The sequence below is a fragment of the Burkholderia sp. WP42 genome (assembly GCF_000745665.1).
GTDB classification, from domain to species: Bacteria; Pseudomonadota; Gammaproteobacteria; order Burkholderiales; family Burkholderiaceae; genus Burkholderia; species Burkholderia vietnamiensis.
Map to the genome: position 1 here is coordinate 1 of NZ_KN050726.1, position 17,974 is coordinate 17,974.

15 protein-coding genes and 1 pseudogene are annotated in these 17,974 nt (G+C 65.1%); 6 read left to right on the forward strand and 10 right to left on the reverse strand.

The features are described from left to right. The 3 genes from EX20_RS27970 to EX20_RS27980 all read right to left on the reverse strand — a co-directional run. The coding region (locus tag EX20_RS27970) for a dihydrolipoyllysine-residue acetyltransferase (RefSeq protein ID WP_081943147.1) at nucleotides 1-1,239 on the reverse strand (1,239 nt) is incomplete at its 3' end. A 162-nt stretch (nucleotides 1,240-1,401) separates the two neighbouring features. Next, a complete protein-coding gene (gene mdeB, locus EX20_RS27975; protein ID WP_034195428.1) occupies nucleotides 1,402-4,116 on the reverse strand; it encodes an alpha-ketoglutarate dehydrogenase in 2,715 nt (904 codons plus the stop codon). 215 nt (nucleotides 4,117-4,331) lie between these two features. Then, entirely contained in the window at nucleotides 4,332-5,309 is a 978-nt protein-coding gene (locus EX20_RS27980) for an AraC family transcriptional regulator (RefSeq protein WP_081057489.1), read from the reverse strand. Nucleotides 5,310-6,017: 708 nt separating this feature from the next. Between EX20_RS27980 and EX20_RS27985 the strand changes: the two genes are divergently transcribed. After that, on the forward strand, nucleotides 6,018-7,367 hold the full coding sequence (locus EX20_RS27985) for an MFS transporter (RefSeq protein WP_034195430.1): 1,350 nt from the start codon (nucleotides 6,018-6,020) through the stop codon (nucleotides 7,365-7,367). Nucleotides 7,368-7,441: 74 nt separating this feature from the next. After that, on the forward strand, nucleotides 7,442-8,614 hold the full coding sequence (locus EX20_RS27990) for a porin (protein WP_034195431.1): 1,173 nt from the start codon (nucleotides 7,442-7,444) through the stop codon (nucleotides 8,612-8,614). 75 nt (nucleotides 8,615-8,689) lie between these two features. Here the strand turns inward: EX20_RS27990 and EX20_RS27995 are convergent, their stop codons facing one another. Then, nucleotides 8,690-8,980 carry a DUF4148 domain-containing protein gene (locus EX20_RS27995; protein ID WP_231572305.1) on the reverse strand — a complete coding sequence of 97 codons (291 nt, stop codon included), beginning with the start codon at nucleotides 8,978-8,980 and terminating at the stop codon, nucleotides 8,690-8,692. A 376-nt stretch (nucleotides 8,981-9,356) separates the two neighbouring features. Continuing rightward, complete coding sequence (locus EX20_RS33080; protein ID WP_131929101.1) at nucleotides 9,357-9,536, reverse strand: hypothetical protein; 180 nt, start codon at nucleotides 9,534-9,536, stop codon at nucleotides 9,357-9,359. A 238-nt stretch (nucleotides 9,537-9,774) separates the two neighbouring features. Between EX20_RS33080 and EX20_RS28000 the strand changes: the two genes are divergently transcribed. The 3 genes and pseudogenes from EX20_RS28000 (at nucleotide 9,775) to EX20_RS28010 (ending at nucleotide 11,601) form a co-directional block, all read left to right on the forward strand. After that, nucleotides 9,775-10,002 carry a hypervirulence associated TUDOR domain-containing protein gene (locus tag EX20_RS28000; protein ID WP_011548546.1) on the forward strand — a complete coding sequence of 76 codons (228 nt, stop codon included), beginning with the start codon at nucleotides 9,775-9,777 and terminating at the stop codon, nucleotides 10,000-10,002. Then, nucleotides 9,999-10,575 (forward strand): annotated as a pseudogene (locus tag EX20_RS28005) (DUF488 family protein). The gene EX20_RS28000 and the pseudogene EX20_RS28005 overlap by 4 nt, the downstream one beginning before the upstream one ends. Before the next feature lie 288 nt (nucleotides 10,576-10,863). After that, entirely contained in the window at nucleotides 10,864-11,601 is a 738-nt protein-coding gene (locus tag EX20_RS28010; protein ID WP_011548548.1) for a sulfite exporter TauE/SafE family protein, read from the forward strand. 206 nt (nucleotides 11,602-11,807) lie between these two features. Here EX20_RS28010 and EX20_RS28015 read toward each other — a convergent pair whose 3' ends face one another. From EX20_RS28015 to EX20_RS32675, 5 genes are all read right to left on the reverse strand, one after another. Beyond that, nucleotides 11,808-12,386, reverse strand: a complete 579-nt coding sequence (locus EX20_RS28015; RefSeq protein WP_034195432.1) for an NnrU family protein — start codon at nucleotides 12,384-12,386, stop codon at nucleotides 11,808-11,810. Nucleotides 12,387-12,769: 383 nt separating this feature from the next. Continuing rightward, nucleotides 12,770-13,303 (reverse strand): TfoX/Sxy family protein, encoded by a 534-nt coding sequence (locus tag EX20_RS28020; protein ID WP_034195433.1) that lies wholly within the window; start codon nucleotides 13,301-13,303, stop codon nucleotides 12,770-12,772. A gap of 25 nt (nucleotides 13,304-13,328) precedes the next feature. Continuing rightward, on the reverse strand, nucleotides 13,329-14,438 hold the full coding sequence (locus tag EX20_RS28025) for a malate/lactate/ureidoglycolate dehydrogenase (protein ID WP_011882697.1): 1,110 nt from the start codon (nucleotides 14,436-14,438) through the stop codon (nucleotides 13,329-13,331). Between the two features lie 55 nt (nucleotides 14,439-14,493). Next, nucleotides 14,494-15,948, reverse strand: a complete 1,455-nt coding sequence (locus EX20_RS28030) for a M20 family metallopeptidase (protein ID WP_034195434.1) — start codon at nucleotides 15,946-15,948, stop codon at nucleotides 14,494-14,496. A 357-nt stretch (nucleotides 15,949-16,305) separates the two neighbouring features. After that, on the reverse strand, nucleotides 16,306-16,554 hold the full coding sequence (locus tag EX20_RS32675) for a hypothetical protein (RefSeq protein ID WP_162471376.1): 249 nt from the start codon (nucleotides 16,552-16,554) through the stop codon (nucleotides 16,306-16,308). Here EX20_RS32675 and adiC point away from each other — a divergent pair. Further along, nucleotides 16,448-17,974, forward strand: a complete 1,527-nt coding sequence (gene adiC / locus EX20_RS28035; RefSeq protein ID WP_034195435.1) for an arginine/agmatine antiporter — start codon at nucleotides 16,448-16,450, stop codon at nucleotides 17,972-17,974. The genes EX20_RS32675 and adiC overlap by 107 nt on opposite strands.

The following is a 17,974-nucleotide window of genomic DNA, read 5'->3' on the forward strand; positions in this document are numbered from 1 at the left end:
CAGGGAAAGCGGCAACGTCAACCGCGGCACGAACTGCTTGCCGTCCCACACCGGCTTCATCTGCCCGCGCGACAACCCGAGGATCGCCACTTCCGGCGCGTTGATGATCGGCGTGAAGTGCGTGCCGCCGATCCCGCCGAGCGACGAGATCGAGAAGCAGCCGCCCTGCATCTGGTCGGGCTTGAGCTTGCCGTCGCGCGCGGCCTTCGACAGCTCGGCCATTTCCTTCGCGATGTCGACGAGGCCCTTCTTGTCCGCATCGCGGATCACCGGCACGACGAGACCGTTCGGCGTGTCGGTCGCGAACCCGATGTGGTAGTACTGCTTGAACACCAGATTGTCGCCGTCGAGGCTCGCGTTGAAGGTCGGGAATTTCTTCAGCGCGGCCACCACCGCCTTGATCACGAACGCGAGCATCGTGAACTTCACGCCCGCCTTCTCGTGCTCCTTGTTCAGCTGCACGCGCAGCGCTTCGAGCTCGGTGATGTCCGCTTCGTCGTTGTTCGTGACGTGCGGGATCATCACCCAGTTGCGATGCAGGTTCGCGCCCGAGATCTTCTTGATGCGCGACAGCGGCTTCGCCTCGAACGGGCCGAACTTCGCGAAGTCGACCTTCGGCCACAGCAGCAGATTGAGCTCGCCGCCGCCTGCCGGCGCGGCTGCCGCGCCCGGCGCCGCGCGCTGGCCCGACATCACGCCCTTCACGAAGCCCGTGATGTCGTCCTTGGTGATGCGCCCCTTCGGGCCGCTGCCCGGCACGCGCGCGACGTCGACGCCGAGCTCGCGCGCGAACTTGCGCACCGACGGCGACGCGTGGCTCGCGCGAGACGGCTCGCCTTCGCGCGCCGGCGCGCGATGCAATGGCGCGGATGCGGATTCCAGTTCGGGCGCCGGCGCAAGCGCCGGCACCAGCCCTGTCGCGACATTCGCCGACGGACACGCGAGATCGCGCGCAGCCGAGGCGGCCGCAGGCACAGGCGCCGCGTCGTCCTGCCGCTCGCCGTCGCTGTCGAGCAGCGCGATCAACGTGCCTTGCGACACCGTTTCGCCGACCGCGACCTTCATCTCCCTGATCACGCCAGCGGCGGGACTCGGCACATCCATCGTCGCCTTGTCCGACTCGAGCACGACGAGCGACTGCTCCCGTTCGACGCGTTGTCCGACTCCCACCAGAACTTCGATCACGGGGATGTTCTTGTAATCGCCGATATCCGGCACTTCTATTCGTGTCACCCGCACATTCGTCTCCAACAGCAAGCATTTCAACAGTCAACGCCCCCTCTTCATCAGGTCGGACGCACTTGGTTCGATCGGATTTCCCGCGATGGACCGATGGACGCGCAAGGCCTTCGAGCAGCCGCTTCGCGCGCCGCTCGCACGACGCTCACCGGTCAACGGGTGCTAGACCAGCCAGGGTTCGGTCAGCCCGGTTCCGCTTCGCCCGTATCGGTCGATCGCCTGACGCACGACGTCAGGGTCCTGCCTGCCCTCGTCGACGAGTGCTTTCAGCGCGGCGATCACGATCGACGCACGGTCCACTTCGAAGAACGCACGCAACGCCGCACGTGTATCGCTGCGCCCGAAGCCGTCGGTGCCGAGCACGACGTAGCGGGACGGTACATACGCGCGGATCAGCTCGGGCACGGCGCGCACATAGTCGGTCGCGGCGATCACCGGTCCACGCGCGGCGCCCAGGGCCGCCGTCACGTAGGGCGCCGCAGGCTCGCCGCGCGCCAATAGCCGCTGCGCACGCTCCGCGGACACGCCGTCGCGATGCAATTCGGTGAAGCTCGTCACGCTCCAGACGGCCGCGTCGATATGCCAGTCGTCTTTCAACATCCGTGCCGCGGCCTGGACCTCACCGAGAATCGCGCCCGAGCCGAGCAACTGCACCTGCGCGATCTCGACCTGCGCGGGCTCCAGCACGTACATCCCCTTGAGCACGCCGCTACGGACGCGATCGAGATCCGCTTCAGTCAACGAACGCTGTGCGTAGTTTTCGTTGGTGACCGTCATGTAGTAAAAGACGTCGCGCTGACGCGCGATCATCTCCTGCATGCCTTCGTCGACGATCATCGCCACTTCGTACGCGAAGGCCGGATCGTACGCACGGCAGTTCGGTATCGTCGAGGCCGCAAGGTGGCTCGTGCCGTCCTGATGCTGCAGACCTTCACCGCCGAGCGTCGTCTTGCCGGCCGTCGCGCCGATCAGGAAACCGCGCGCGCGCTGGTCGGCGGCCGCCCAGATCAGGTCGCCGATACGCTGGAAACCGAACATCGAGTAGTAGATATAGAACGGCAGCATCGTCAGATCGTGCACGCTGTATGACGTCGCCGCCGCAATCCACGACGACACCGCGCCCGCCTCGGAGATGCCCTCTTCCAGAATCTGGCCGCCCGTATCCTCACGGTAATAGAGCATCGAACCCATGTCTTCCGGCTCGTACAGTTGACCGAGCGGAGAATAGATGCCGATTTGCCGGAACAGATTCGCCATGCCGAAGGTGCGCGCCTCGTCGGCGACGACGGGCACCACACGCGGCCCCAGCTCGGCGTCCTTCAACAGGTTGCCGAGCATGCGCACGAACGCCATCGTGGTCGACATTTCCTTGTCGTTGGTATCGAGCGCGAATCGTCCCCACGACGACATCGCGGGCACGGCGGGCGCGTGCGACGCAGCTGTGCGCCTGCGCGGAAGGTAGCCGCCCAGCGCCGCACGGCGCGCGTGCAGATACTGCATGACGGCACTGTTTTCGTCCGGCTTGTAGAACTTGAGTTGTTCGACATCGTCGTCGGAGAGCGGCAGGCGAAAGCGGTCGCGAAACGCCTTCAACTGTTCGATGTCGAGCTTCTTTTGCTGATGTGTGGTCATGCGCCCCTGGCCGATCGAGCCCATGCCGAAGCCCTTCATCGTCTTCGCGAGAATCACCGTAGGTTGCCCGCGGTGTTTCGACGCCTTGTCGTAGGCAGCGTGCAATTTGCGCACATCGTGGCCGCCGCGCCGCAGGCGGTCGATATCGTCGTTGCTCAGATGCGCAGCGAGCGCGGCCAGTTCGGCGTTCTGGCCGAAAAAGCGGTCACGATTGTAGGCGCCGTCGTTGGCGGAAAAAGTCTGGAACTGGCCGTCCACGGTGTGCGCGAACGCGCGCAACAGCGCCCCACTGCGATCGCGTGCGAACAGGGGGTCCCAGTCCGAACCCCACAACACCTTGATGACGTTCCACCCCGCCCCCGTGAACTGCGCCTCGAGTTCGTCGATGATGCGGCCATTGCTGCGCACCGGTCCGTCGAGCCGCTGCAAATTGCAGTTGATCACGAACACGAGATTGTCGAGCCGCTCGCGCGCGGCCAGCGACAGTGCGCCGATCGCCTCGGGTTCGTCCATTTCGCCATCGCCGAAATAGCCCCACACCTTGCGGCCTTCCGTGCGTTGCAGTCCGCGGTTCTGCAGGTAGCGCATGAAGCGCGCCTGGTAGATCGAGTTGATCGGCCCAATACCCATCGAGCCGGTCGGGAACTGCCAGAAGTCCGGCATCAGCCACGGGTGCGGGTAGGAACACAGGCCCGCACCGGTGATTTCCTGTCGGTAATGCTCGAGATGCGCTTCGTCGAGAAAGCCTTCGAGGTAAGCCCGCGCGTAAACGCCCGGCGCGGAATGGGGTTGAAAATAGACGAGATCGCCACCGTTGGCATCGTTCGCGCCGCGAAAGAAATGATTGAAGCCCACTTCGAACAGGTCGGCCGCCGACGCATAGCTGGCAATATGCCCGCCGAGTTCACCGTAGGCGCGATTGGCCCGCACGACCATGGCCAGCGCATTCCAGCGCAGCGCGGCGGCGAGCTTTTCTTCGATATCGAAGTCTCCCGGATACGGCGGCTGCTGATCGACGGCGATCGTATTCGCGTAGGGCGTGACAGTGAGGCGCGCCGTTGCGATGCCGTTGGACGAAGCGTGGGCCGCGAGCCGATCGAACAGGTACTGAGCCCGTTCGGCGCCTGCATGCCGAACCACGCCATCGAGCGCGTCGAGCCATTCGGCGGTTTCGAGTGGGTCGTCGTCGATTTTCGTCTGGCCCAGGGAAAGGATCGAGGGTGTCCCCGTCGATAAGTCGGTCATCTTGCAACTCCGTAAAAGCAATGCGAGTTCAGTGGCGAGTGCGCAAAGATTACGGGGGATGCCGCAGAATGTGTGGTCGTATTGAAGCCCACCAAAGCGGTGTCGGCTGCAGTGTCTTCTGCGGAATGCGCGATCTACAGCATTTCTATTCGATGCGCGCGGTCTCGCGTGGAGAACCCGGCGTCACGGGCGGGAAAACGGACGAAGGCGCGGCTTCATGCACCGCCCACAACGTCCGCTGCGCCATCCGCTCGGTCGTCCATCTCGGTCGCAGCCGCCGGCGCGAGCCCGGCCTCCGATTGCGTGCGAGCCAGCGCGGCGAAATAGCGGCCTGGCGAATGCCCGAGCGCTTTCTTGAACATGGTGATGAAGGCGGTTACCGACTCGTAGCCGAGTTCGTCCGACACGCGTTGCACGGAAGCGCCGCCGGCAAGTTCGCGCACCGCAACGAGCAATTGCAACTGCTGCCGCCAGCGGCCGAAGGTCAGTCCCGTTTCACTGACGACGAGTCTTGCCAGCGAACGCTCGCTCATGGCGAGACGCTTCGCCCATTGCGCGACGGTGCTGCGATCGCCGGGATTGGCGTTCAACGCGTCCGCCATCTGCCGGATGCGCGGATGATCCGTAACCGGCAGATAGAGGCGCTCGACCGGCATCAACGTCAGCTCATGCAACAGCACGCGCGCAAGCCGGTCGGTATGGCCGCCCTGCTCGTAGTCGAGCGGCGCACCGGCCAGATGCAGGATCATTTCGCGCAGCATCGGCGAAATGGAGAGCGTGCAGCACTCCGTCGGCAGGTCGACGACACCGGGCTCGGCGAACAGATAGCAAAGCCGGGCATTGGGTGTCGCATGGTTACTGTGCGGCATCTCGCCGGGAATCCAGACGCCGCATTGCGGCGGGACGATCCAGAACGCGCCCGCGACCCGGCAGGTCACGGCGCCGTGCAACGCCAGCACCAGTTGCCCCTTCTGATGCTTGTGAACCGGAATTTCGGCAGCATGCTCGTCGACGTGCATGCACATCGCCACCGCCGGCCGATCGATCGCGTCCGGATCCGCAAAATCAGGAAGGCTAACGTAACGGTTCATATCGGGCATTCTAGCGACATGTTGAAATTGTGGCGAACGATGCGAAGCATAAGCAGGCACAGCCGCATCACGTGCCACGCTGGAATGGCGCCACGACTTCATTGCGCGAGACCGCCCCTTCGCGGACGCCCGACGTCCGGGCTCGCGCGTGAGCGGTTCGACGGTGTCGATGCCCATGCAGTCCGGTTCGGACCCGATTGTGCTTCGTACATGGGCTGTGGCACGTCACGTGCACGCTCCACGAGCCGGACGAACGCCACGATGGCGCCGAGCAGATCGGCGTGGACGGCACCGCGAAGTTCAGCGAGCCACCGACCGCGAATTACGCTTCGATCGACCGCTCTCACCGCACAATCTGCCGAACGGAGCACCGCCGCGGCAACACAAGAATAATAAATACTGCCTGGACTGCGGCAATATTTCTCCGTGCAATCAAGATGACTTCACCATCCCGGTGGCCCGGATTTCTTCAAACGCAATGAAATACGGGGCGACGGAATAATAAATCGAGCGAGACAGTTTTTTCACACCAATACCGAACGGACGACGGCGCCGCACCATTGTGCATGGCACTTGCCCCGTGCGGGACGGCGCGGCACGGCACAGCCGTCGATCGAATCCGCCGGGCCGCCGCATTTGCATCAGCAATCAGCTTCTGAAATTAATCAAGTATTCGTCGTATTAAACGTCGATTCTTCAATCCCATTTTAACGGCACCGAATGCTCGCCCATTCGCGCCACCACCTTTAACCCGGCAAGAAAGTGCAATACCCGAAGTAAAACCTTTTCTTTTAACGCGAGGAGAACGATGTGGAAATACGGAAAATCAACGTCTACGACATCATCGACAGTCGCAGAATCGGCAGGAGGCAGTATTTCATCGTCGCCTTCTGCGCGCTGCTGATGCTTTTCGACGGTTTCGACACTCAGGTCATCAGCTTCATCGTGCCCGTTCTCGCGAAAGAATGGCAACTGCCCAAGGCCGTATTCGGTGCGATTTTTTCAGCGGTGTTCTTCGGGTTGCTGATCGGCAATTTCGGCATTCCGTTCGCGACCCGACGCTTCGGCACGAAGAAGATCGCTTTCGTGGCAACCGCTGCTTTCGGCCTGTTCACCGTCCTGACCGTCTTTGCCACCAGCGTGCCGCAACTGATCGCCTTGAGGTTCCTCACCGGCATCGGCCTCGGAGCGGCCACGCCTTGCGCGGTGGGCCTCGTTTCGGAATTCAGCCCGAAGAGAACCCGCGCGACTTTCGTCATTCTCGTCTACATGGGATATGCGCTGGGGTTCATCTTCGCGGGCATCTGCAGCAGCGCGTTGATCCCGCGGTTCGGCTGGGAAGGCCCACTGTGGCTGGGCGGGCTCGCGGCACTCGGCTTGACGGTGTTGCTCGTCCCGCTGCTGCCGGAATCCGTGGCCTACCTGTCGGCAAACGCGCAGCCCGGTGAATTGCTTCGTGCAACCAAGCGCCTCTTTCCCGATTTCACGCTGCAAGCGGACGGCGAACTGGTCACTCACGAAGAGAAGCCGGCAGACGCAAGTGTGCTCGGATTGTTCTCCGCACCATTCCGCGTGGGGACATTCCTGCTGTGGGCCGTATTCGCCATCAACCTGGCCGCGTTCTATTTTCTGCAGAGCTGGCTGCCGACCGTTCTCGCGTCCATCTCGTTCCCACCCGCGCTCGTGGTCTGGGCGACCATCACCGTGATCATCGGCGGCATGGTGGCCAGTCTGCTGATGGGACCCATCATGGATCGCACGAGCCCTTACAGAATTCTGTCCGCGGTCTACGTCGGCGGCGCCGTGTCGATGTACGCAATCTCCATCGCGATCGGCTCATCGCATCTCGCTTTACTCACGACGATCTTCTTTTGCGGCTTTTGCATCAGCGGCGGACAAACCTGCGCGATCGCGTTGTGCACGCTGTTCTATAGCCCGGAATTGCGCGCCCCGGGCGTCGCGTGGGCCTACGGATTCGGTCGGCTCGGCGCCGCGGGCGGCACTTACCTCGCGGGCGTCCTGTACGCGAACAACTGGAGCGTCGACGCGATGTTTCGCGTGGCAGCCGCGCCAATCCTCATTGCAGCGGCTTGCGTGGCGCTGATGGGCGCTTGCTATGGCCTGACGAAGAACGGCCTGAAGAAATCCTTTTCGGCCTGACCGGTACCGCTCACTGAATCGATGAACGTCAAGTGAACCGTTCTTTTGTATGGCCTTTTGATTGCGGAGATCTCATGAAAACCAAAAAAATCGAAATCATTGTCGGCTCGCTCGTGGGGCTGGCCAGTTCCGTCGCGCATAGCCAGAGCAGCGTCACACTCTATGGCGAGATCGACAACGGCATTCATTACCAGACCAACGTAGGCGGCGGCAAGGCCGTCTACATGGACTCGCTGGACGGCATCGACGGCAGCCGCTGGGGGCTGACCGGCAAGGAAGATCTGGGTGGCGGTCTCAAGGCGATTTTTACGCTCGAGTCCGGCATCAACGTGAACAACGGACAGTTTGCCCAGGGCGGCACGGCGTTCGGCCGGCAGGCTTTCGTCGGACTGAGCAGCGACACTTACGGCTCTCTCACCGCCGGCCGCCAATACGACATGGTGTGGTATTTCCCCGAGTTTCTTGCCGGATCCGCGGCGGTTGGCGACCTGCCGAGCGCGCATCCGGGAGATTTCGACAACACCAGCAACAGCGTGCGATTCAACAACTCGGTGCGCTACATGAGCCCGGACTTCCGCGGCTTCTCCTTTGGCGTCGAATATAGCCTTGGCGGCGTACCCGGCGACTTCACGTCGACGTCGGGCTATTCGCTTGGAGTCGGTTACACACACGGTCCGCTTCAGATCGGCGCGGCGTTCGATTACTTCAAACACCCGACCTCGACGCCAGGCAACGGATGGTTCACCAACTATGCAAGCGGCTTCAATCTGCTGGCCTCCTCTCTGAACTCGGCCTATCAGGTCGCGCAGGCCTATCAGGACGCCGTCATCGCGGCGGCCTACACGATCGGAAACGCGACGATCAGCGCATCGTATTCGAACGTTCAATACGCCAATCTCGGCGCGGGGTTCATGAACGGCACCGCCGTCTTCAACAACTACGACATCGGGTTGAACTACCGTGTCACGCCGGTCTTTTTCGTCGGCGTCGCGTACGACTACATGAACGCGCGGAGCGTCACGACGGCACAAGGCAATGCCGTCGGCAACCAGCACTACAATCAGGTGGCGTTCACGCTGGACTATCTGCTGTCGAAGCGTACCGACGTCTACTTCTCCGGCGGCTGGCAGCGCGCTTCGGGCACATCGTCGACGGGCGCGCCAGCCGTCGCCAACATCGGCGGCTCCGGAGATTCGTCGAATAACCACCAGATGGTTTATCGGCTCGCTATACGACATAAGTTCTGAGCGTGGCTCGCCCTGGAGCCTACATGACGATGCAGCGATATTGCAGCGCCGGCATGCGGACGCCAGGGTCATTGCTCAAGGCTGCTGGTTCGAAGCCTGTAAGGATGGCGTCGCCACCGCGCCTGCATCGCGGACATCCCGATTCCGGCGAGCCTGCGCCATATCGGGCGGATAGGTCCGCTGCCTGGGCGAGTGAATCGGAATCCAGCCGTCGCGTTCTGCCTGAACGAGTTCGGCCCGCACTTCGGCGCGTGTCTTTCCGCTCGTGACCACGGCCGCGGCGCAGCCCGCATCGACTACACCGGCGCTCGCGACCAACGGGATGCACGTGACGAACCAGAGTATCGCTGCAATTGCCGTGCGCATGAGAATCTCCTTCCTTGTGAAGCCGTGGCGCCGCTCTCAGACGAAGCCATACATGGTGAACAACATGACGTACGGGATCTGCTGTCCCGCCGAATTGCAGACCATGACGTCGGCCCTCTGAATGGCGCACGCGGACACGATTGCCTTTGCGACTTTCGAAATGACAAGTTTCATGATGATTGACTCCCCAATCTGACCCGACCTTACGGTCGATCTCTCGGCGATCCGTCGATGGTGCTGAACAGCGCTCGAAGCGCTGCATCATGGGTTCATGACGCATCGCGGCCATCGACATCGCACAACGCTTGTTCACTCCCGGCTCGAAGCACGGGAAACCGGCACGTCGGTGCTTTGAAGCGTCTCCGTGATGCGTACTTTATCGACATCCAGCCAGCATGAATTTGTGGAAGATGACAACGCATCTGCAAAAACTGCCAGAGTTTTGCTGATGCACGATGTCCTGTCGGCGGTCCATTGCCGAACCGCGCGCCGATTCGAGGCGGTCGTTCGGAGACGGCGCCATATACCGGACGATCCGATCGGGATCGACTTTCATCTGCTTCGCCTGCTCCCCGTCGAGCCATCGGCGGAAGCAAGGTCGTCGATGCTTGCGAAGCAAAATGTCACTTCCGACGTCGACACGGGGCATGCAGATTGCATGGACGAGCCTGACCGAGGCCCCACACGATGCACCTCGCACGCGCGAAAGCGCGGCAATGTGCATACTGGCGTGACTCGCTCCACCCGCCGCTTGCGGCCGTATCGCAACAGCATCACCACGAGGAGGCTCACGCATGACGACGCCGTTCGAACCGGGCGACCATGTCCGCTGGAATTCCGAAGCCGGTTACGTGACCGGCACGATCATTGCGGTGCACACGCAGGATTTCGACTACAAAGGCCATCGTCATCGCGCGTCGCCCGACGACCCCCAATACGAAATCAAAAGCGATCGCACCGACCACATCGCCGCGCATCGCGGCCGCGTGCTCGAACGCGTCGCCGGCAAGGAGCGCACGTGACGCTCCCGTTCTACACGATCGGCCATTCGAACCGCACGCTCGGCGAACTCGTCGCGATGCTGCGGGCCGTCGACATCACGCTGCTCGTCGATATCCGCAAGATGACGCGCTCGCGCACCAACCCGCAGTTCAACGAGGGCAACGCTGCCCGACGCGCTGGCCGCCGCCGACATCGGCTACGAGCACATCGCCGAGCTCGGCGGGCTGCGCGGCAAGTCGCGCGACGTGCCCGACGCACTCAACGGCTTCTGGACGAACCGCAGCTTCCATCGGTATGCCGACTACGCGCTGTCGCCGGAATTCCGCGCCGGCCTCACGCGGCTGATCGCGCTCGGGGAGCAGCAGCGCTGCGCGCTCATGTGTTCGGAGGCCGTCTGGTGGCGCTGTCACCGGCGTATCGTGTCCGACTACCTGCTCGCGCGCGGCGAGACGGTGCTGCACATCATGGGCCTGAATCGTGTCGAGCCGGCGCGCATCACGGCCGGCGCGACGGTCCGCGACGACGGTGCGGTCGTCTATCCGGACGCCGACGGCGATACGCAGGAAGATGCCGCGCCGCAATCGAACGAATGACCGGGCGTCGGCGCTGCCCGCGCCGGCTGGTTGACGCCGTTGGGTGACGCCGTTGGGTGACGCCGTTGGGTGACGCGGCTGGTTGACGCCGTTGGTTGACGCGACGGGTTGACACGATCGGTTGACGCAGCCGGCCGATGCGCCGCCGCATGGCGGCCGCCCGTGCGCGTCTGAAACGGAGCGCACGCACCGCCTTTGCGCGGACGCGATCCTGCATTACCATCGGGCCACCTTCGCGCTCGCGCTCGCCGCCGGCGCGCCCTGCCACGCTACCCTTCCTGCGCACCGATGCTCGTCCTCATCATCCTCGCCGGCCTGTGGGCCGGTCTCCAGAATGCCCTCGCGGGCGGCGGTTCGTTCGTCACGCTACCGGCGCTGATCGTATCGGGGATGTCGCCGCTCGCGGCCAACATCACGTCGACGGTCGCGCTGTTTCCCGGCCAGGTCACGACCGGCTGGGCAAGCCGCAAGATGGTCCGCGGTGCAGGCACGCTGTCGTTTCGCGCGCTGTTCGTGATCAGCGTGATCGGCGGCGCACTCGGCGGGCTGCTGCTGCTCAAAACGCCGTCGTCGATCTTCTCGCAGCTGGTGCCGTGGCTCGTGCTGTTCGCAACCGTCGTGTTCGCATGGGGCAGCTTCTTCCGCAAGCCGACCGAGGCCGCGCAGCATCTCGGCCCGATGGCGGCCGGGATCTCGCAGTTCCTGATCGCGATCTACGGCGGCTATTTCGGCGGCGGCATCGGCTTCCTGATGATGGCCGCGCTCACGATGGCCGGCCTGTCGCCGCGTCACGCGATGTCGACCAAGAACGCGCTCGCGGGCGTGATGAACGCGTCGGCGGTCCTGCTGTTCGTCACCTCGCCGCAACTGCACTGGGGCGCGGCGCTTGCGCTCGGCAGCGGCGCGATCGTCGGCGGCCTGCTCGGCGCATGGGCGCTGCACCGCGTGAACGAGCGCGTGCTGCGGATCGCGATCGTCTGTATCGGCGCGGCACTGACGGTCGGGCTGTTCGTCAGGCCGATCTGACGCGCGCGCCGCGAGCGTCGTCGCTATGCGCCCGCGTCGATGCGCGGGCGAACTCGCCAGCCGCCGCGCGATCGTGCCCGCCGTCGGTCAATGCTGCCGCCGATGTGTAATGCGTCGGCCGGTAGGCCGGGCGATGCCTGCCGCTCGCGCGCCGGGCCGCGGCCGATCGGCGTGACGCAGTCGCCGAGCCTGCGCACGCGCAACGTTCAACCGAACGGCCGCACGCCGATCAACGGGCCGTGCAGGAACAGCGCAAACACCGCCCATGCGACGACGCCGGCCGCGATCGCCGACACATCGCCCGACAGACGGCCCGCCGGATAACGGACGCGGTCGCGCCGATCGCGCGTGCGCGACGCGATGAACAGGATGAGCGACCACACGAAGAATGCGCCGAACAACACGGCCGCCCGCAACGTGCCGTTGACGAGCAGATGCGCGACGGCCCACACCATCACGCCGGCGACCATCGGATGTCCGGCGAGCGTCTTGATCCGGTTGCGCGGCACGTACGACGCGGCGATCAGCACGAACGCGATCGCAGTCAACATGCCCGTCAGATGGCGCACGCCGACCGGCGAGACCCACAGCAGCGTCGCGCTGTCGCGGGCGATCCCGCAGCCGCGCACGACCAACACCAAGCCGATCAGCGACGCAACCGAATAGCCGGCCTTCCAGCCGCGCTCACCGACGCGCGCGATCGTCGCGGCGCGCCAGCGGCTGGCCACGATGCGGATCGAATGTACGCCGAGGAAGATCGCCAAACCGAGAATCAGCACGAGCATCGGTTGTCTCCATCTGCAACGATGAGTGGGGAATGCATTCAGCGCGGCGTTCGATGCGCCGTTCGCGGGGCGGGTGTCGCGGTGCGGGCCGCTCAGATGTCGCGTGCGGCTCGCGCCGATCATAAACGCCGCGACCGCCGTTGTGAAGCGCGGAGAAACAGCGCGCGGCATGCTTGAAGTTTCGTCTAGCGGATGCGAGCAACGTGCGGCGCGCGAATCGTCAGGGCGTATGCGTGCGGACGGCGCAGGGCACTGAGCATCGAGTAAGAGTCCTGAGCGTCGCGTGCCGAGCGCCGAGCGCAGCGAACATCGACCGCCGCGGGTCCAGTATCGACAAGCCCCGAACACTGAACAATCCGCAGTTGCCGTCACGCCGACCGACGCTACGCCTGCTTACGCTTCGACGCCGGTTTCGCTCCGGATTTCGTTTCCGCTTTCGACGCACGCTTCGAAGCCGATTCCGTCGCCCGCTTCGCGTCAGGTTTCGCGGACGGCTTGACACTGCGCCCACGCATCGACCGCGACTCCGCCTCACCCTCGTCCACCGGCTTCCGCCTCGCCTTCGCTTTGCGCTTGGGCGCCCCCGCAAGCAACGCCGCCCGATACGCGCCGCGACACCAGTCGAACAGCGCGCCCGCATCCTCGAGCACGTCGGCGGGCGTTTCGTAATAGCCTTCGAGCGCGACGGTACGCGTGCGCCCCGTATACGAAAACGGCCCCATCCCCGCCGCGACGAACGCCGGACGATTCAAGTCGTCGACGCGCAAGAACAGCGACCCGCGCGCGAGGAAGCCGAACATCACGCCGTCGAGCCGCATCGCCGCGCCGCCGAAGAATCGCGTCACCACGACGTTGCCGAGCATCGCGAGCCGATACGCGATCTCGTCGCCGTGCGCCTTGTCTGCCTGCCAGCTCATCGGCACGCTCCTTCTTGCCGGTGCATCACGCGGCGCCGACGCAGCGTTGCGTCCATGCGTCGAATTCGGCGGCGTCGAAGCCGAGCGCCGCCGCGCTGTCGCCGATCTGACGCCACGTCGGCCGATCGACCGGGATGCCGTGCGCGAGCCGCTCGGCACGGCTCGCCTCCTCCGGCTCGCCGGGCATCTGCACCGGCGCGTCGCCGGAACGCGGCGACGCCTTCGCCCACGCGACGAACGCATCGGCCTCGCGCTGCGCATCGGCCGCATCGAACGCGTTCGGATCGATCAACACCGACAGCATGCCGTTGACGATCGCGCTGGTCTTCTGCAACGTGCCGTCGTAGGTCGTATGCCCGCCGACGAGTGCGCCGCCGAACACCTCGCACATCGCGGCGAGCGCATAACCCTTGTGCAGCCCGAACGGCAGCAGCGCGCCGAACGGTTGCTCGTGCATGACGGCCGGATCGTCGGTCGGCCGCCCGCGATGGTCGATCAGCGCGCCCGCCGGCACGCGCTTGCGCTGGTGGTACGCGACGCGCGTCTTGCCGTACGCGACGGCGCTGGTCGCGAAATCGAGCAGCAGCGGCGCGCGCCCGGCGCGCGGATACGCGGCGCAGAACGGATTGGTGCCGAACCGGGGATCGGCGCCGTGAAGCGGCGCGACCAGCAGATCGCCCGGCACGTTGACGAAATGGAACGAAGCGAGCCCCGATCGCGCGCATTGCTCGGCCCAGTGGCCGATGCGGCCGAGATGATGCACGTCGCGCAATCCGATCGCGCAGATGCCCATGCGCCGCGCGCGCTCGATGCCCTCGACCATTGCCTCGAACGCGATCACCTGCCCGAAGCCGCGGCCGCCGTCGATCGTCAGCACCGCGCCGCCGTCGCGCACGATCGCCGCATGCCGGTTCAACTGCAACTGCCCTTCGCGGCAGGATGCGACGTAGTTCGGGATCATCCCGATGCCGTGCGAATCGTGACCGGCGAGGTTCGCGCCGACCAGGTGCTCGGCAACCAGCCGCGCCTCGCGCGCGCTGCTGCCGGCCCGTTCCCACAGCGCGGCGACGAAGTCGTGCAGCGGCTCGGCGCGCATGCACAACGCATCGGTATCGGGTATCGGCGGCACAGTCATCGGCAGGACTCCAGGGGTTCAGACCGACGCCGGCCCGATCGGCCGGCCATCGCGCTCAGCGAGCGGAAGCGATCACGTCCGCGACCGCCGCGGTCAGCTTCTTCGCATACGGCACGTGCAGGAACTCGTTCGGGCCGTGCGCGTTCGACTTCGGCCCCAGCACGCCGCACACCATGAACTGCGCCGACGGGAAGCCGGCCTGCAACACGTTCATCAGCGGGATCGTGCCGCCGAGGCCCATGTACCCGCACGCTGCGCCGAAGTGGCGGTGCGACGCGGCATCGAGCGACGACGCGAGCCACGGCGCGAGATCGGGCGCGCTCCAGCCGGTCGCGGCGCCCGCATCCGGCTTGAACGTGACGCGCGCGTTGTACGGCGGATCGAGTTCGAGCAGTTCCTTCAACTGCTGCACGGCCTGCGCGGCGTCGACGAGCGGCGGCAGGCGCAGCGACAGCTTGAACGCGGTGCGCGGCCGCAGCACGTTGCCCGCATCGGCGAGCGCCGGCAACCCGGACGCGCCGGTCACCGACAGCGACGGCCGCCACGTCGAATTCAGCAGCGCCTCGCGCGGGTCGGTCGTGGTCGGCAGCACCGGCTTGCCGTCCGCGCCGCAGGCCCACGGCAGGCCCTTCCATACCGCATCGCCGAGGATGGCCGCGGCCGCATCGGCTTCGCGCACGCGGCTGTCGGGAATCTCGCAATGGAACACGCGCGGCAGCAGGTTGCCGCTGCCGGCGTCCTCGAGGCGCTCGAACAGCTGCCGCATCACGCGGAAGCTCGACGGCGCGATACCGCCGAACACGCCCGAATGAACGCCTTCGTCGAGCACCTCGACCTGCAGATCGCCGGACACCAGCCCGCGCAACGACGTCGTGAGCCACATCTGGTCGTAGTTGCCTGCGCCGGAATCGAGGCACACGACGAGCGATACCTGGCCGAGCCGGTCGCGCAGCGCGTCGACGTACGGCAGCAGATCGTAGCTGCCCGACTCCTCGCACGTCTCGATCAGGCCGACGCAGCGCGGCCGTTCGACGCCCTGCTCGTCGAGCGCGCCGAGCGCCGCGAGGCTCGCGTAGATCGCATAGCCGTCGTCCGCGCCGCCGCGGCCGTACAGCTTGCCGTTCTCGAACTTCGGCGTCCACGGGCCGAGGTCGGCGCGCCAGCCGTCGAATTCGGGCTGCTTGTCGAGGTGGCCGTACAGCAGGATCGTGTCGGTGCTGCCCGCGCGCGTCGCCGGCGTTTCGAAGAAGATCACGGGCGTGCGGCCCGGCAGCCGAACGATCTCGAGCTTCAGCCCTTTCACCGGCTGGCGTTCGGCCCACTGCGCGGCATCGGTCACGACGCGCTCCAGATAGCCGCGTTTCGCCCAGTCCGGGTCGAACGCGGGGCTCTTCGCGGGGATCGCGATGTAGTCGGTCAGGGCGTGGAGAATTTCATCGTTCCACTTGCGCTCGACGAAGGCGACGAGCTTGTCATGGTCGAGGACGGGGGTAGTGTCGACGGAGGTCATGGTGGGTGCCGGGATCGGGCTGACGAAGATTCGGATGATACGCCGACGGCCCGCCGCCCGGGTGCATTCACGGCGCGCTGGCTTTCAGTGCCCTTTCCGCCACGGCCGGCGAGCGATACCGTTCGGCAGAACGCGCCCCATCAACCAAAACGATTACGAGCCGCCGGATTATTTAGGCCGCGAATTGATTTAGCCATTTCGTCAAGGATATTTACCGGGCGCCGGTTGTTCCGCGCATCCAGCGAATGACCGAGAAAATCGGCGAAGCCCTTATCAGTAAAGGCCGAGCGCCCGACATACCGAAACGGCGCGTCGCCGCCCGCCTACTTTCAATGACATGAATCAATATTAAAGTCATTAAATTCCGGCGTTTACCATTACCAGAACGGGCCAAAGCGATAACATGGCGACGTTAATAAAACGGCGATCCATTTCGGAATCGTCCACCGGCGCCGGCCGCGCCACCTCAACCGCATCACGTCCGTTCAAGGAGCCTCGCATGTCCGATGCCAGCTCGTCCTCCTCCCGTTCCACCGCTGCGTCGGCAGCGTCCGACGCGCCGAAGATCGGCGTCGTTCCCGCCACGCTGATGGTGGCGGGCAACATGATGGGTTCCGGCGTCTTCATGCTGCCCGCGAACCTCGCCGCCACCGGCGGCATCGCGATCTTCGGCTGGTTGATCACCGTCGTCGGCGCCGTCTCGCTCGCGCTGGTGTTCGCGAAGCTCGCGGCGATCGACCCGGCCGCCGGCGGCCCCTACGCGTACGCCAGAAAATCGTTCGGCCCGTACATGGGCTATCAGACCAACCTGATCTACTGGCTCGCGAACGTGCTCGGCAACGTCGGCCTCGCGGTCGCGGGACTCGGCTACCTCACGCACTTCTTCCCGGTGATGAAGGACCCGCTGGTGTTCGCGCTCGCGCAGATCTTCGTGATCTGGCTGTTCACCTACGCGAACATCCTCGGGCCGAACGTGGTCGGCCGCGTGCAGTCGGTCACGACCGTCGTCGCGCTGGTGCCGATCCTCGGGATGGCCCTGTTCGGCTGGTTCTGGTTCAGCAAGGACGTCTATCTCGCGGGCTGGAACGTGTCGGGCACGAGCAGCATCGGCGCGATCGGCGCGACGCTGAACTTCACGCTGTGGGCGTTCATCGGCGTCGAGAGCGCGTCGGTGTCGGCCGGCGTGGTCGAGAATCCGTCGCGCAACGTGCCGATCGCGACCGTCGGCGGCGTGGTGCTCGCGGCCGTCTGCTACGTGCTCAGCTCGACCGTCATCATGGGGATGATTCCGAACAAGGCGCTGCTCGCCTCGAGCGCGCCGTTCGCCGACGCCGCGCGCCTCGCGCTCGGCGACACCGCCGCGAACGCGGTCGCGCTGTGCGCGGCGCTCGGCTGCCTCGGCTCGCTCGCGGGCTGGACGCTGCTGGTCGGACAGACCGCGAAGGCCGCGGCCGACGACGGCCTGTTCGCCAGCGTGTTCGCACGCGTGAACTCGAAGAACGTGCCGTCGGCCGGGCTCGCGATCGTCGCCGTGATCATGACCGTGCAGGTGCTCGCGACGATGTCGCCGAGCGCAAGCCAGCAGTTCGGCAAGATCGCGTCGATCGCGGTGATCATGACGCTGCTGCCGTACATCTACTCGTGCATCGCGATCAAGGTGCTCGGCTACGGCAAGATGCCGCCGCACCAGTTCACGTTCTACACGATCGTCGGCCTGATCGGCGCGGTCTACTCGCTGTGGGCGATGGTCGGCTCCGACGGCCAGCAGACGCGCTGGTCGCTGATCTTCGTGATCGCGACGATCGTGTTCTACGAACTGTCGATCAACCGCCAGCGCGAAATCGAGGAAACCCACGTCCATCCGGGCGGCCGTTCGCCGCGCTGGGTGCGCTACTTCGCGCTCGGCGTCACCATCGTCGCGCTCGCCGCGACGTTCTGGATCTCCGTCGGCCAGCACGAGGCCGATATCCTTCACGCACGCTCGCCGGCCGCGGGCGTCGCGGCAACCCAGCACACGGGGGAATAA